Below are 15,029 nucleotides of genomic sequence, written 5' to 3' on the forward strand. Positions count from 1 at the left end.
TGATACTGCTATAACTTAGAAGTCGTTATTTGCCGTATACACATAGATAAGCGGTTTCGACGTCTACTTTTACCTGAAACTTTTGGTTAGCTTCAACCGTAAACTGCTCGCTAGCGTTAAACGTTTGCCACTCATCACTCTCTGGCAGCTTAACAGTCAATGCACCGCTCACCACACTCATGGTTTCGAATTCACTAGTGCCAAACTCATACTCACCAATTTCCATGACGCCGACAGTCGCAGGCTTGGTAGCCGTTTGAAAAGCAATAGAAGTCACTTTATCATCAAAATAATTATTAACGCTTGGCATAATTTTCCTTAATTAAATATTGGTTACTATTTTAAAACGGCTGCTTGTTTAAAACAGCCTTTTACAGTCCTGCTTTTAGACTCGCCTCGATAAACTGATCGAGGTCACCATCTAGCACCGCACCAGTGTTAAAGGTTTCAACACCCGTACGCAAGTCCTTGATACGGGAGTCGTCAAGCACATACGAGCGAATTTGACTGCCCCAGCCGACATCAGACTTACCGTCTTCAACCGCTTGCTGTGATTCCATACGTTTTTGCATTTCAAGCTCATAAAGCTTAGCACGTAGCATCTTCATCGCGGTGGCTTTGTTACCATGTTGACTACGCTCATTCTGACAGGTCACCACTACGCCCGACGGCTCATGGGTAATACGTACGGCAGAATCTGTTGTATTTACGTGCTGACCACCCGCCCCAGATGAACGATAGGTATCGATACGCAAATCCGCTGGATTGATATCAATCTCTACGTTGTCATCGATTTCAGGCGACACAAACACCGCAGCAAACGACGTATGACGACCATTATTACTATCAAATGGTGACTTACGTACCAAACGGTGGACGCCAATCTCGGTACGCAACCAGCCAAAGGCATAATCGCCTTTGATCTCAATGGTTGCTGACTTAATACCAGCCACGCTACCTGATGACACTTCAATCACATCTACTTTGAAGCCATGAGCTTCTGCCCAGCGTGTATACATGCGCAGCAGCATTTCAGCCCAATCTTGCGCTTCAGTACCGCCACTGCCTGACTGAATATCCAAGTAGCAATTGTTTGGATCCATCTCACCGCTAAACATCCGGCGGAATTCCAAATCAGCAACGCGTTTCTCAGCGCTATCTAGCTCACTCTGCACATCGGCTAGCAGTGACTCATCCTCTGCTTCGACTGCCAACTCTAGCATGGCAGACGCATCTTCTAATGTCGTCTCAAGTGACACTACCACATCGATGACACCATCAAGGTGACTTTTTTCTTTATTAATTTTGGTCGCACGCTCTGGATCGTTCCATAGCTCGGGATTTTCTAACTCCAAATTGACTTCTTCTAAGCGTTCTTGCTTACCATCGAAGTCAAAGATACCTCCGCAAGTCCTGCCCACGCTCTGATAAGTCTTTAATTTTTTCTTGATACGGATTGATTTCCATAAATGTTCCTGTTTTTCTAATAAAATAAATAACGAATGTGGCGCTATTTTAAATGAGATTGATGCTAAACGGTTCACTAATTATCGCTATTGCCAATGTTGCTACTATTATTAGATTAAATAATCTAGATCGACCAATCTTCTACTGCCCAGCGATGGGCCAAAGCATGCGCATGTAACGCATCATCAGGTGATACGCAAACGGCCACATCTGCCCACTCAAGCAATGGGATATCATTTTTGGAATCTGAATACGCGTATGTTTTTTCAAACGTGATGCCGGAGGCTTGCTGTTTATTTAGCCATTTATCCAAATGGTATATCTTGCCCGCTTGAAAGTTTGGTCTATCAGTTAGCTTGCCTGTATAGCGATTGTCTTTGATCTCTAGCGGCGTCGCCAATACATTGGCAGCTTCAATACCGAAACGCTTGGCAATGGCCGATACTACAAAATCATTGGTCGCAGAAATAATCACCACATCGTGCCCTTGCTCAATATGCTGACACAACGCTTCCATCGCTTTTGGGCGAATATGCGGCTCAATTTCGCTTTTGATATAGTCTTCTCTTAGTTCATCAAGTCTATCAAGCGGCAGACTGCTTAAAAACTGCGCGACGAATTCATTGTACTCTGTCGCGTCCAGCGTACCTTCTATATAGTCATTATAAAATTTCTGGTTGGCGGTGCGGTACTGCGCCTCATCGACAAGGTCATGCTTTACGATATACTCGCCCCAGAGATAATCGCTATCTACATCAAGTAATGTATGATCTAAATCAAATAATGCCAGTTGTTTTTGTTGTGTGTGTGCTTGATTTGCCTGCATGGTGAGACCTTATCGTTGGTTGCGAAAAAATATGAATCGTTTAATAAAATTGGGTACGTTATGCATTAAGGCTGACCGTATTAATTGAACAGTCTATTAATGAAATAAGTATGCGCCCTATCGTCTATCTATTTAAACTTAGCTCGTTTACTTACCCTTAGTCAGGCATCGCTATTTCTGTTAAGCCTGTTTTAAATTTCTGACAACGCTCAGCATAATGTAGCGCTGACATTTTTAGCATGGCTGCTTGCTCATCGGTCAGCGTCTTGACCACTTTTGCAGGCGCGCCCATCACTAGCGAGTTATCAGGAATAACCTGACCTTCAGTAATCAAGGCTTTTGCGCCTATCAGACAGTTTTTGCCGATTTTGACATTATTGAGTATCACAGCGCCAATACCAATCAAGCTATTATCACCGACTTCACAGCCATGTAGCATAGCCAGATGACCGATAGTCACGTACTTACCAATAGTGACTTTGATACCTGCATCGGTGTGAATCACACTGTTTTCTTGCACATTACTATAGTCACCGATATGGATACGATCGTTGTCACCGCGTATCACTGCACCGAACCAAATATTGGCTTGATGACCTAAATACACATCGCCCATCACTTGCGCCGAATCTGCTACCCAACCGTTGAACGGTGCGGCAAACTCAGGGGTTTTGTCTAAATACTGATAAATCATAACGACTCCTTGTCATCTTCATTATTGTTATAACAAACGATCATAAAAATTGGGTCTAGCGCTGCACTGTCCATTGTGGCAAAGCCAACTGTGAAAATCCAGCGCTATTAATACACGTTGGATGTTGATTTTGATAAAAGAAAAGGTAGCTTGTATTTGCTTAGGCTATTTCTATAGAGTCAATATCTTTATAAAGACCGTATTATTAGCCATGAAATGACTATTAATCCAGTAAATCGGCTAGCTATAACCGTCTATTTTGTATATAATACGCAAAATCTGTGCCTAAGCGAGCGGACATGATGCAAGTTACCTATTCACTATCTAGTGGGTTTTGTAGTTTTCATCAATAATGTCTTCTCGCTTTTTTGTGGAAAATTTTTGTGTATCGCCCTTTTTTTACTTTTATATGACAATAGTCAAATGCCGTAAATAAAAGGATACGGAGCAATTTTAGACCAACAAAACACGATGGCACTCACCAATAACAGCGGAGGCAATCCTTGAATTCATCGGCAGAAATACAAGCAATTTTGGCACTAGCAGACGGTACAATCTTTCGCGGTGTCAGTATCGGCAGCCTAGGTCATCGTATTGGTGAAGTGGTATTTAACACAGCCATGACAGGGTATCAAGAAATCCTAACCGATCCAAGTTATGCCCGCCAGCTGGTGACTTTGACTTACCCTCATATCGGTAATACAGGCACCAATAGCGAGGACACAGAATCCGGCAATGGCCACAAAGTATGGGCAGACGGTCTGATCATCCGTGATGCCACCATGGCAACTTCTAACTTCCGCAACTCAGAGTCACTTAGCGACTATTTACAGCGTAATGAGACAGTGGCTATCGCTGAAATTGATACGCGTCAGCTAACACGTCTATTACGTGATAAAGGTGCACAGAACGGCTGTATCATGACTGCCTCAAACGGCGAGACTATCAGCAGCGACGATGAGCAAAAAGCGATTGAGTTAGCAAAAGGCTTTGCAGGTCTAAAAGGCATGGACTTGGCAAAAGAATGCTGCACTAAAGAGAACTTCGAGTGGACAGCAGGCACTTGGGATCTGTCAGACACCCTACTCAACCGCGACATCCCTGGTAGTCATGATAGCGGTACTGGCGGCTTCTTTAAGCAACTCGGCACTCACATCGATTCTAAATACAACGTCGTCGCTTATGACTTCGGTAGCAAAACAAACATCCTACGCATGCTCGTTGACCGCGGTTGTCACGTAACGGTTGTCCCAGCACAGACCCCTATCGCAGACGTGCTAGCGATGAATCCAGATGGCATCTTCTTATCAAACGGCCCTGGTGATCCTGCAGCTTGTGATTATGCTATCGATGCGGTACGCCACATCATTGAGCAAACTGACGTGCCAACGTTTGGCATCTGCTTAGGCCATCAGCTGATTGGTCTGGCTAGCGGTGCAAATACTATCAAGATGAAAACTGGCCATCATGGTGCCAACCATCCAGTACAAGATTTGGCGACTGGCACGGTGATGATTACCAGTCAGAACCATGGCTTTGCGGTTGATGAAGACACGTTACCTGACAACGTTAAATCTACTCATCGCTCACTGTTTGATGGTACTAACCAAGGTATCGAGCTGACCGATAAGCCAGTCTTTAGCTTTCAAGGTCACCCAGAAGCTAGCCCTGGCCCACATGACTGCGCGCCATTGTTTGATAAGTTTGCGGATATGATGGAACAGGCTAAAACGGCCCAAGCGTAAACGGTTGATTATAACTACATAATAAGTAAACGCTTGAATCGTCCATAGCGGTTCAAGCGTCACTAAATAAAGCACTGCAAGTATAAAACGCCATAAGCGTTATCAAAAATAAAGATTACTCAAATTATCACCTAAACGAAGGTAGCTCTAACTATGCCAAAACGTACCGACATAAAAAGCATTCTTATCATTGGCGCAGGCCCTATCGTCATCGGCCAAGCATGTGAGTTTGACTATTCAGGCGCACAGGCGTGTAAAGCACTAAAAGAAGAAGGCTACCGCGTCATCTTGGTCAACTCAAACCCTGCGACCATCATGACTGACCCTGTCATGGCTGACGCAACCTATATCGAGCCGATTACTTGGCAAACCGTTGAGCAAATCATTGCCAAAGAACGTCCAGATGCAATCTTGCCAACAATGGGCGGACAGACGGCTCTAAACTGTGCGCTAGAGCTAGATAAGCACGGCGTATTGACCAAGTATAACTGCGAGTTAATTGGCGCGACCAAAGACTCAATCGAGATGGCAGAAGACCGCAACTTGTTTGATAAAGCCATGAAGCGTATCGGCCTTGAGTGCCCTCGCGCTGAAACGGCTGAAACCATGGAAGAGGCCTTTGCGACTCAAGAAAAAATGGGCTATCCGTGTATCATTCGTCCATCATTTACGATGGGTGGTTCAGGCGGCGGTATCGCCTATAACCGCGATGAGTTCATTGAAATCTGTGAGCGCGGATTTGACTTGTCTCCAAACCATCAATTGCTTATCGATGAATCATTGATTGGTTGGAAAGAGTACGAGATGGAAGTGGTTCGTGACAAAAACGACAACTGCATCATCATCTGTGCCATCGAAAACTTTGACCCAATGGGCGTACATACAGGCGACTCAATCACCGTCGCGCCAGCACAGACCTTGACCGACAAAGAATACCAAATCATGCGTAATGCGTCATTAGCAGTACTGCGTGAGATCGGTGTAGAAACGGGCGGCTCAAACGTACAGTTCGGTATCAACCCTGATACCGGTCGTATGGTCGTCATCGAGATGAACCCACGCGTATCACGCTCGTCTGCCCTAGCCTCAAAAGCCACTGGTTTCCCGATTGCCAAAATCGCAGCAAAACTGGCGATTGGTTATACGCTAGACGAATTGCAAAATGACATCACTGGTGGCAAAACGCCAGCCAGCTTTGAGCCTGCGCTTGATTATGTCGTGACTAAGATACCTCGTTTTAACTTCGAAAAATTCCCACAAGCAGACAATATCCTATCGACTCAGATGAAATCGGTCGGTGAAGTGATGGCGATTGGTCGTAACTTCCAAGAGTCTATGCAAAAAGCCTTACGCGGTATGGAAACAGGTGCGGATGGTTTTGATGAGCAAATTGACTTATCAAAAGTAAGCGCCGAAAAAGCGCGTAGCGAAATCATTAACCGCCTAACCATTCCAACACCTGAGCGTATCTACTACGTTGCTGATGCATTCCGCGTCGGTATGAGTGTCGATGAAGTGTTTAACTTTACCAAGATTGACCCATGGTTCTTGGTACAGATAGAAGACATCGTTAAAACAGAAGCCACCGTAAAATCACTTGGTTTTGGCGGATTAAACGAGAAAAATCTACGTAGCTTTAAACGTAAAGGCTTATCAGATTTGCGTTTGGCTAAATTGCTTGGTATCTCACAAAAGCAACTACGCAAAAAGCGTTGGGATCTAAACGTCTATCCAGTCTATAAGCGTGTCGATACCTGTGCAGCTGAATTTGCTACTAGCACGGCCTATATGTACTCGACGTACGATAGCGAATGTGAAGCCAACCCAACAGACAAAAAGAAAATCATGGTTATCGGTGGCGGTCCTAACCGTATCGGCCAAGGTATCGAGTTTGATTACTGCTGTGTGCATGCAGCGCTTGCCATGCGTGAAGATGGTTACGAGACCATCATGGTCAACTGTAACCCTGAAACGGTTTCAACCGATTATGACACTTCTGACCGTCTATACTTTGAGCCAATCACGTTAGAGGACGTACTAGAGATCGTTCGTATCGAAAACCCTGATGGCGTGATTGTACAGTTCGGTGGTCAAACACCATTGAAACTTGCTCGTGCACTAGAGTCAGCAGGCGTTAAAATCATCGGTACTAGCCCAGATGCAATCGACCGTGCCGAAGACCGTGAGCGCTTCCAGCATATGATTCAGCAGCTAAACCTAGTACAGCCATCAAACGCACTAGCAACCAGCTTAGAAGATGGCTTGGTGAAAGCAAAAGACGTAGGCTATCCATTGGTTGTACGTCCATCTTATGTATTAGGTGGCCGCGCGATGGAAATCGTCTACAACGAAGACGAGCTAAGACATTACCTACGTACTGCTGTACAAGCATCGAACGAAGCGCCTGTCCTACTAGATCGCTTCTTAGATGATGCTATCGAAGTCGACGTAGACTGTGTATGTGATGGTACTGATGTCGTTATCGGCGGTATCATGCAACACATCGAACAGGCTGGCGTTCACTCAGGTGACTCAGCATGCTCACTGCCACCATACTCACTGTCTAAAGAGTTATGTGACGTGATGCGCGCACAGACAGTTGCTATGGCAAAAGAGCTAGGTGTTATCGGTCTAATGAACGTACAGTTCGCGGTAAAAGGCGAAACCGTATATATCCTAGAAGTGAACCCACGTGCTGCACGTACAGTACCGTTTGTTTCTAAGTGTATCGGTACTTCGCTAGCACAGGTTGCTGCTCGCTGTATGGCTGGTACTTCGCTTAAAGATCAAGGCTTTACCACTGAGATTGTCCCGGCATTCTATGCGGTCAAAGAAGCGGTATTCCCATTCGCTAAGTTCCCAGGTGTTGACCCAATCTTGAGTCCTGAGATGAAATCAACGGGCGAAGTTATGGGCGTGGGCAAAACCTTTGGCGAAGCATTCTACAAGGCCATTATCGGTAGTAATGAGCGTCTGCCAGGTCTACCGACTGAAGGCGAGACAAAAACCGTCTTTATCTCAGTTCGTGACAGCGACAAAGCCCAAATCGCTCCGATTGCTCGTCAGCTTGCAGACTTTGGCTTTAAGATTGTCTCGACCACTGGCACGCAAAAAGTACTGAGCGACGCTGGTATCGAAAGTCAGCAAATCAACAAGGTCACTGAAGGTCGCCCGCATATCGTTGATGCCTTGAAAAACGGCAAAATCGACCTTATCATCAATACCACTGAAGGTAAGCAAGCACAAGAGGATTCGTTCTCTATTCGCCGTAGTGCGCTACAAGGCAAAGTATTCTACGTCACCACGTTAGGTGCCGCTGATGCTGTCTGCAAATCTTACGCGATTGACTTACCGTTTGATGTCTATAAGTTACAAGATTTGCATGAGCAAGCAAAGTCTATTGACGTGGCTGAATAATTTCAGTAGATTAAGCATAACCGTTAGGCTTGCCTAAAAGCTCACTCAAGTATTGTTGTTTGCTTTAAATATAGCCAACCATGCTTGAGGAACGATACCTTTACCGTGATAGACCTAAAAAGCATAGTGGCTAAATTGCGACTATGCTTTTTATTACGTAAGCTTAAGTGCGCCTATGCTTGAATTGAGGTGAGATACACTCATAAATGATAGCCAACTTATTCATTACATCGTCTTAATTATCACTCTTTTATATTTTATATCCATTGCAACAACACTGACACCATCTCATTATGAGGTGGTGTGGTGTTATTGGTTTAAGGAAAAAACATGCAACGTTACCCAATGACTCCGCAAGGACACGCGGCTTTAGAAGCCGAATTAAAACAGCTAAAAAGTGTCGACCGTCCACGCATCACAGCATCGATTGCTGAAGCACGCGAACACGGCGATTTGAAAGAAAATGCTGAATACCATGCTGCCCGTGAGCAACAAGGTTTTTGTGAAGCACGTATTCGTGATATCGAAGCCAAACTTGGTGGCGCTCAAGTCATCGATCCTTCGACACTGCCAAAAGAAGGCCGTATCGTGTTTGGTGTCAGCGTCGTGATCGAAAACATGGACACCGAAGAAGAGAAACAATACAAAATCGTTGGCGATGATGAGGCTGACTTTAAAGCTGGTAAAATCTCAGTCAACTCACCAATCGCTCGTGGTTTGATTGGTAAGTTCGAAGGCGACGAAGTGCGCATCGAAACGCCAAAGGGCGTGGTTGAATATGAAGTCATGAAAGTTATATATGACTAATAGCTACACTGCGTTCTAATCTATAAATTTGATGTTCTCAAAGTTAGACAGTTCGAGAAATGACTTTTAGATAATAGTTTTTATGACAATGATTGTGACTAGCGACTTAGTTATGCAATTCCATAGATGAAAGCCGTACTACACATAAATAGCATTTATACCATTTCGGTTACACAATGCTGCTTTTATCCATGATTTGTTTTGGCGCATAATTATTTGAGTTTGAGTACACAACAGCTTTAGTACTAAGTCTATTCAATAAGAAATATTTAAGATTGAATAGCTTTTATACAAGTTAGCACTGCTGCGCTCTTACTAAAAATAATGATGGTCTGATCGCATACATAGGCTAATATCAGCACTACTACCCTCGTTATTTGGCATATTTTTTGGTGTCATTTAGCGGGGGTTTTGTTTATCTAGGCATTATCTATTGTTGTATTACTTACTATTATTTTTGAGGAGTCTTTTATGATTATGAACGATGGTTTTCAAGCATTAACTACTAAAACGACTATGGCAAAAAATGCAGCTATGTCTGCATTGCTAGCAGGTATCATGTTGGCCGCGTCATCTGCCAATGCTGCCCCTGAGATTGCTATTAGCTCATCTGCGAGCGGTAGCACCACGGTGGTCGAGCAATACTCTGATGGCAAAACTGCTACGATTACGGCGACGCCAAACGGTATCACCATGCAAGACGGCATGCCGTACGCGGTAACTCAGGTGACCACTGTACCACGCTACGTCGTGCGTCAGTCTCCTGTAGTCCAAGGTACGACGACCGTTACTAGCGTACCGGTGACTAACTCTATTACCAATAAAGTCACTAAAGTAGATGTGATTACCACGCCTGCCAGCAGCGTGACGCAAGTACTACCTGTCGCAACCAACGTCACCCCGCCAGTGATTATGCAGCAGCCAGTGACCAATCAAGTAACGACCACGACGACAACTTTGGATACGTTGCAACTGACTCCTACCTTTAGTACGCCTGGCGTGGTCAATGCAAATACCAAAGTCATGAAAATTCTAAAAAATGCTGATGGACGTGAAGTTGCCGTTCCTGCCAATCATATTGCCCCTGGTGATGTGATCGAGTATCACACCACTTATACCAATACCACGGCACAGCCGGTTAATGACATCAACGCCATGATCTCATTACCAAGTGGCGTCCAGTTAGTTTCGTTGAATAGTCCTCTGCCGACGCTTGCTACCACTGGCGGAGACAGCTATCAAACCATTCAGCAAGTTGGCAATACGGTGGTTGTCCAAGAAAACTACTCTGGTCTAAAATGGAACTTGGTGAACTTTGATGCCAATGCGGCCAAAACTGTCGTCATACGTGCCAAGGTTCAGTAAACATTAAACTGTCGCATATTATTATTTGACAGCTATCGGTATATGTGAAAGGTCTTGTGGACTAGCTATCTAGTCCACAACACCTTTTTTTGAAAAATAGCCAACTTATTGTGATACAAATAAACGTTTGTTAATCTGAAAAATGAGCCTTGTAGTTTTATTGGCTGTAACACGTTATTATTAAGCTCTATATCACTAAGAAAGATGAATAATGAGCATCCTGTCCATTAGAATACTTCTATTCATCCTTGTTCTTATTGGCATATTTATTGTTTTTAAAGCAATAAAACTGTTTAGCAATGCATTTAATGGCATCATATTATTGACGCTACCATATAACGATAATGCAGGTAGTTTCACTGTCTCAAAACCAGGCGTTTATGCAATCTGGCACAAAGGCCCTCTGTTCAAAAAAACGCCGCTGACCTATTTTAAACCACATATTCTCAATACCGCTACTGACAAAGAAATCAAGCTTAATCGCTCAATGGTGTCTCCACGCTCAAACAATTTTAATACTGGAAGAATGGAGCTTTTTACTTTTAAGGCGGAAGCGGGTCACTACGAATTAAAGCTAGTACCAGGTTCAAGTACCTCAAGATTTCAAGCAATGATAGGAGGCGCTATACCGTTGACCAATATTGATTTAAACCACTACTCTATTGAGATTCAAAAAAGCCAAGCACAGATACTCACGATACTAGCCATTCCTCTCTTATTACTCGGTATTGCAGGTATCGTTGGCGGTTTAGTCATTGGATTGTTAGCTGAAAAAATCTTTATGTAAATTCAAACCATATCCAAAAGTCCAGATTTTTGTGACGACAACCGTTGTCGCATATCATTCTAACTTCACCTATAAATACAATGACTTAGCGATAATTTTGGTAAAATAGTCTTTCATCAATTAATTGGTAAAACGCGACTTATGGCAAACATCAATTATGAAAGATTACAGGGAAAACTCAATATTTTGGCTGATGCTGCCAAGTATGATGTCTCCTGCTCATCCTCCGCTGGTACTCGCAAAAACCAAGGCGGTGGATTAGGTGATGCCTCAGCAACAGGTATCTGTCACAGCTATACCGAAGATGGTCGCTGCGTCAGTCTGCTAAAGATTCTTTTGACCAATCACTGCATTTACGACTGTGCTTATTGCACCTCGCGTAAGAGCAATGACACACCGCGTGCTGCGTTTAGTGTCGAAGAAGTTGTCGACTTGACCATGCAGTTTTACCGCCGTAACTATATCGAAGGGTTATTTCTCAGCTCTGGTATCTTTAAAAGTGGCGACTATACAATGGAGCGACTAGTCGAAGTCGCCAAACTCTTGCGTACGCGTGAGCGTTTCAACGGGTATATTCATCTAAAAACCATCCCAGGTGCGTCAAAAGAGCTGCTGCTAGAAGCAGGGTTGTATGCTGATCGTTTGAGCGTCAATATCGAGATTCCGACCAAATCAGGATTGGCTTTGCTTGCGCCAGAAAAATCACATGACCAATTAAAAGCACCGATGGAAACGGTAAAAGAAGAAATCATCACCATTCGTGAAAGCCGGAAAACTCATAAAAAAGCGCCTAAGTTCACGCCAGCAGGTCAGACCAGTCAAATGATTGTCGGTGCGAGTAACGAGACTGACTTGCAAGTGATTCAGCTGTCGAGTCACTTTTACAAAACGTATGATCTCAAGCGGGTCTATTACTCAGGTTATGTACCTATGCTCTCTGATAATCGCTTGCCTGCGATTGGAACGCCTGTGCCGACGGTGCGGGAGAACCGTCTGTATCAAGCAGATTGGTTAATGCGCTTTTATGGTTTTGGTGCGCATGAGATTGTGGAGCCGGAGTCGCCGTTTTTAGATTTAGACTGCGACCCAAAACTGGCTTGGGCAATACGCCATCGCGAGCATTTCCCAGTCAATATCCAGACAGCGACTTATGAGATGATTGTACGTATCCCAGGTATCGGTACAAAAACGGCTAAAAAAATCGTCAAAGCACGTAAGTTCAATCAATTAACGCTATACCATCTAAAAAAGATGGGCGCTGCGGTCAACCGTGCTAAATACTTCATCGCAACCACTGGCAAAAACGAACACCTTGCTCATTTAACGCGCGATAATTTTCGTCAGTATGTATTGGCTCAAACACAGACCAAGTTTAACGATCAGCGTAGTGGGCAGTTGGCTTTATTTTAGAATGGCTCTAGATAGCACGTGTTAAAAAACCTGCTATCACGCTACTGTATTTATGATAGAAATGTAGGATATAACATGTCAGCACTTATGCAAAATGACTCTTACGCTTTCGGTCAATTAACGCCTAGCATTGTACTGTATGAGCCTAGCTTTGAAGGTTGGCTGAGTGCGGTGTTTTATGTCTATTCCTATCGGCTACAAAACAATGTGTCACTAAAGCTAACTGCTCAAGACTGCTATGTGCCATCACTTATCGCTCAGGCGACTAGCGTGGCAACTGATGAGGATAAAGCCGAGCGCGTGTTAGTCAAATTAAATACCTTATTGGGTCGCTCAGGCATGCGAAATATCTTATGGGGATTTTTATCAGAGAAAAATGATATTGGTACGACATTGTTTCGCGTGGTCAAATACGCCATCGACTATCCCAATCGTCAAATCATGCAAGACCTAGGTAATTTAGATGTTCTTGAACTAGTGCAAACGGTCAAGTCTGTCGGCCGTGAAAAACATCGTATGGAGGCGTTTGTACGTTTTGAGCATACGACTGATGATATTTATTTTGCACGTGTAGAGCCTGATTTTAATGTACTACCATTAATCGGAGAGCACTTTCGGCAGCGTTATCAGGATCAGCACTGGGCGATCTATGATCTAACGCGGGGTTATGGCATCTATTATGATAAAAGTAATAGCACACCATCACGTCCAGCAAAGCTGCAAACCATCACTGATCTTGATGATGCGGTACTGCGTAACCCTGCCAGCATCCATAGTCCTGATGAGCAGCGCTATCAAAAATTTTGGCAAGGCTACTTTACCAACGTCAATATCAAAGAGCGCAAAAACCCTAAGCTGCATAAGCAATATCTTCCGCAGCGCTACTGGAAATACTTGAGTGAAAAACAAGTACTGCCCAATGCTGAGCATTTACAAAAACGACGCTAATGGCTTTTGGTGTTTATTAATCCATGCCTTACGCTTATATAGTCTAAAAACCGCCTATCTGACCTCATCTTTTTATCTTGATGGTTGAGTTTTAATCGCTTTTAACTGACAATAGCAAATTGATATTACTAACCGGTGACCAACGCTATTATGAAAGTTATGCGCTTACTGTCGTCTCTAAAGCATGATGAATCCGAGCGCGGCATTTTTCATCTTGGGCGGGCATTGGTCAAAAATGAGCATACCTCTATCATTGTCTCTAGTGCCGATGAAGACAATGACTTGGTTAGACGTCTCAAACGTGATGGCAATATATACCATCAGCTACACGTGAATAAAAAGTCTTGGCTATCGCTATTGCAAGTCTCTGCACTGCGGCATTTGATAGAAAAGTACGAACCCGATGTCATCCATGTACACTCGCGTACCCCTGCATGGATATTGCATTTGGCATTGCGCCGTGCGCGCGTCAGACGTTTTCCCAAACTGGTCTCGACCATGTATGGTTTTTATCCTATTAATAAGTACTCTCAAGCCCTACTCAACGTTGATACAATAATCACCGTATCTGATAGTGTCACTCAATACTTAAAAAAAGGACTGCGCATCGAAGACGTAGATCCTAAAGTCATCACGCGTATTTATCGCGGTATCGACACTCGGCGCTACCCTTATCGTCATAATCCTTCGGTTTATTGGTTACGTCATACCTTTGCTGAATACCCTGAGCTTGAGCACAAAAAATGGCTCGTATTCCCAACTGTCATCGGTAACGAGTACGGGCAAGAGTGGCTGATAGATATCTTGGGTAACCTGCAAGAGCAGTTCCCCAATATTCACGTCATTATTATGGATGAAGACTATAAAGACGGCGATGTCGCTCATGAAGATTTTCGCCAACGTACTAATAGCTTAGGCTTAGCTGAACGCATTACCTATGTGGGCAGCAAGCGTAATGATATGCGAGAATGGCTATCGGCGGCCAATATCGTCATGGCACTTGCCAATGAACCCGAGTCAATCGGTATCAATGCCCTACAGGCTATACATCTAGGTACGCCAGTCATTGGCTGGGATCAAGCTGCCTTTAGCGAGATTTTACAACCGCTCTACCCGCAAGGATTGGTAAAAAAGTACAATGCCAATGCGCTTTGTAAAGCGGTTAGAAATCAGCTAGAGAGTGTAACGCGTCCTGAAATGACCAACAAATTTACCATGCGTGAGATGATTGAAAAGACGCTTGAAGTCTATCAAAGCTTACATGATGCGGCGCTTGCCGAAGAACAAGCCGAAGCAGATGCTATCGCAGTTCGACGCATCAAACGCAGTCTAAAAAAAGCGTCTAAACCTGCCCTTAACGTCGCTGTGAAAAACATCGAACCTGTTGCTAAAAATCCAAAAATAAAGCTAACCAAAGAAAAATCGAAGGCAACGGATAATGTCGATACGGCAGATACGACAGAAACAGCAGAAGACAATCAACAGCCGTAAGCTAAGCGTTTCATTCGTTACGTAATTTTATAATCAAAAAAAGGCTACTTCTAAAATGGAAGTAGCCTTTTT

The 15,029-nt window shown here is 43.9% G+C and carries 12 protein-coding genes; 8 read left to right on the top strand and 4 right to left on the bottom strand.

Features of this window, described 5'->3' with window-relative positions:
- Nucleotides 1-25: 25 nt before the first annotated feature.
- The 4 genes from ACIGBM_RS06730 to ACIGBM_RS06745 form a co-directional block, all read right to left on the bottom strand.
- Nucleotides 26-310, bottom strand: coding sequence for a pyrimidine/purine nucleoside phosphorylase (locus ACIGBM_RS06730; protein ID WP_397477213.1), 285 nt, complete (start codon nt 308-310; stop codon nt 26-28).
- Nucleotides 311-371: 61 nt separating this feature from the next.
- Nucleotides 372-1,467, bottom strand: a protein-coding gene (gene prfB / locus ACIGBM_RS06735; protein WP_397477214.1) for a peptide chain release factor 2 whose coding sequence is annotated in 2 segments (ribosomal slippage) — nt 372-1,394 and nt 1,396-1,467 — 1,095 coding nt in all. Because the reading frame shifts where the segments join, the coding sequence is not laid out codon by codon here.
- Between the two features lie 124 nt (nt 1,468-1,591).
- Nucleotides 1,592-2,293: an HAD family hydrolase gene (locus ACIGBM_RS06740; protein ID WP_397477215.1), complete on the bottom strand. Its 702-nt coding sequence runs from the start codon at nt 2,291-2,293 to the stop codon at nt 1,592-1,594.
- A 157-nt stretch (nt 2,294-2,450) separates the two neighbouring features.
- Nucleotides 2,451-2,987 (bottom strand): gamma carbonic anhydrase family protein, encoded by a 537-nt coding sequence (locus tag ACIGBM_RS06745; RefSeq protein WP_397477216.1) that lies wholly within the window; start codon nt 2,985-2,987, stop codon nt 2,451-2,453.
- Nucleotides 2,988-3,490: 503 nt separating this feature from the next.
- Between ACIGBM_RS06745 and carA the strand changes: the two genes are divergently transcribed.
- From carA to ACIGBM_RS06785, 8 genes are all read left to right on the top strand, one after another.
- Nucleotides 3,491-4,732: a glutamine-hydrolyzing carbamoyl-phosphate synthase small subunit gene (carA, locus tag ACIGBM_RS06750; RefSeq protein WP_397477217.1), complete on the top strand. Its 1,242-nt coding sequence runs from the start codon at nt 3,491-3,493 to the stop codon at nt 4,730-4,732.
- A gap of 153 nt (nt 4,733-4,885) precedes the next feature.
- Entirely contained in the window at nt 4,886-8,149 is a 3,264-nt protein-coding gene (carB, locus tag ACIGBM_RS06755; RefSeq protein ID WP_102091162.1) for a carbamoyl-phosphate synthase large subunit, read from the top strand.
- A gap of 330 nt (nt 8,150-8,479) precedes the next feature.
- Nucleotides 8,480-8,956 (top strand): transcription elongation factor GreA, encoded by a 477-nt coding sequence (gene greA, locus ACIGBM_RS06760; RefSeq protein WP_057760725.1) that lies wholly within the window; start codon nt 8,480-8,482, stop codon nt 8,954-8,956.
- 471 nt (nt 8,957-9,427) lie between these two features.
- Nucleotides 9,428-10,321 carry a hypothetical protein gene (locus ACIGBM_RS06765; RefSeq protein ID WP_397477218.1) on the top strand — a complete coding sequence of 298 codons (894 nt, stop codon included), beginning with the start codon at nt 9,428-9,430 and terminating at the stop codon, nt 10,319-10,321.
- A gap of 322 nt (nt 10,322-10,643) precedes the next feature.
- Complete coding sequence (locus ACIGBM_RS06770) at nt 10,644-11,108, top strand: hypothetical protein (RefSeq protein ID WP_397477219.1); 465 nt, start codon at nt 10,644-10,646, stop codon at nt 11,106-11,108.
- A gap of 141 nt (nt 11,109-11,249) precedes the next feature.
- On the top strand, nt 11,250-12,518 hold the full coding sequence (locus ACIGBM_RS06775; protein ID WP_397477220.1) for a putative DNA modification/repair radical SAM protein: 1,269 nt from the start codon (nt 11,250-11,252) through the stop codon (nt 12,516-12,518).
- A gap of 75 nt (nt 12,519-12,593) precedes the next feature.
- Nucleotides 12,594-13,466: a TIGR03915 family putative DNA repair protein gene (locus ACIGBM_RS06780; protein WP_397477221.1), complete on the top strand. Its 873-nt coding sequence runs from the start codon at nt 12,594-12,596 to the stop codon at nt 13,464-13,466.
- Nucleotides 13,467-13,616: 150 nt separating this feature from the next.
- Nucleotides 13,617-14,957 carry a glycosyltransferase family 4 protein gene (locus ACIGBM_RS06785; RefSeq protein ID WP_397477222.1) on the top strand — a complete coding sequence of 447 codons (1,341 nt, stop codon included), beginning with the start codon at nt 13,617-13,619 and terminating at the stop codon, nt 14,955-14,957.
- The last annotated feature ends 72 nt before the right edge of the window (nt 14,958-15,029 follow it).

Origin of the sequence: Psychrobacter sp. NPDC077938 (assembly GCF_044542635.1) — a bacterium.
GTDB lineage: Bacteria > Pseudomonadota > Gammaproteobacteria > Pseudomonadales > Moraxellaceae > Psychrobacter.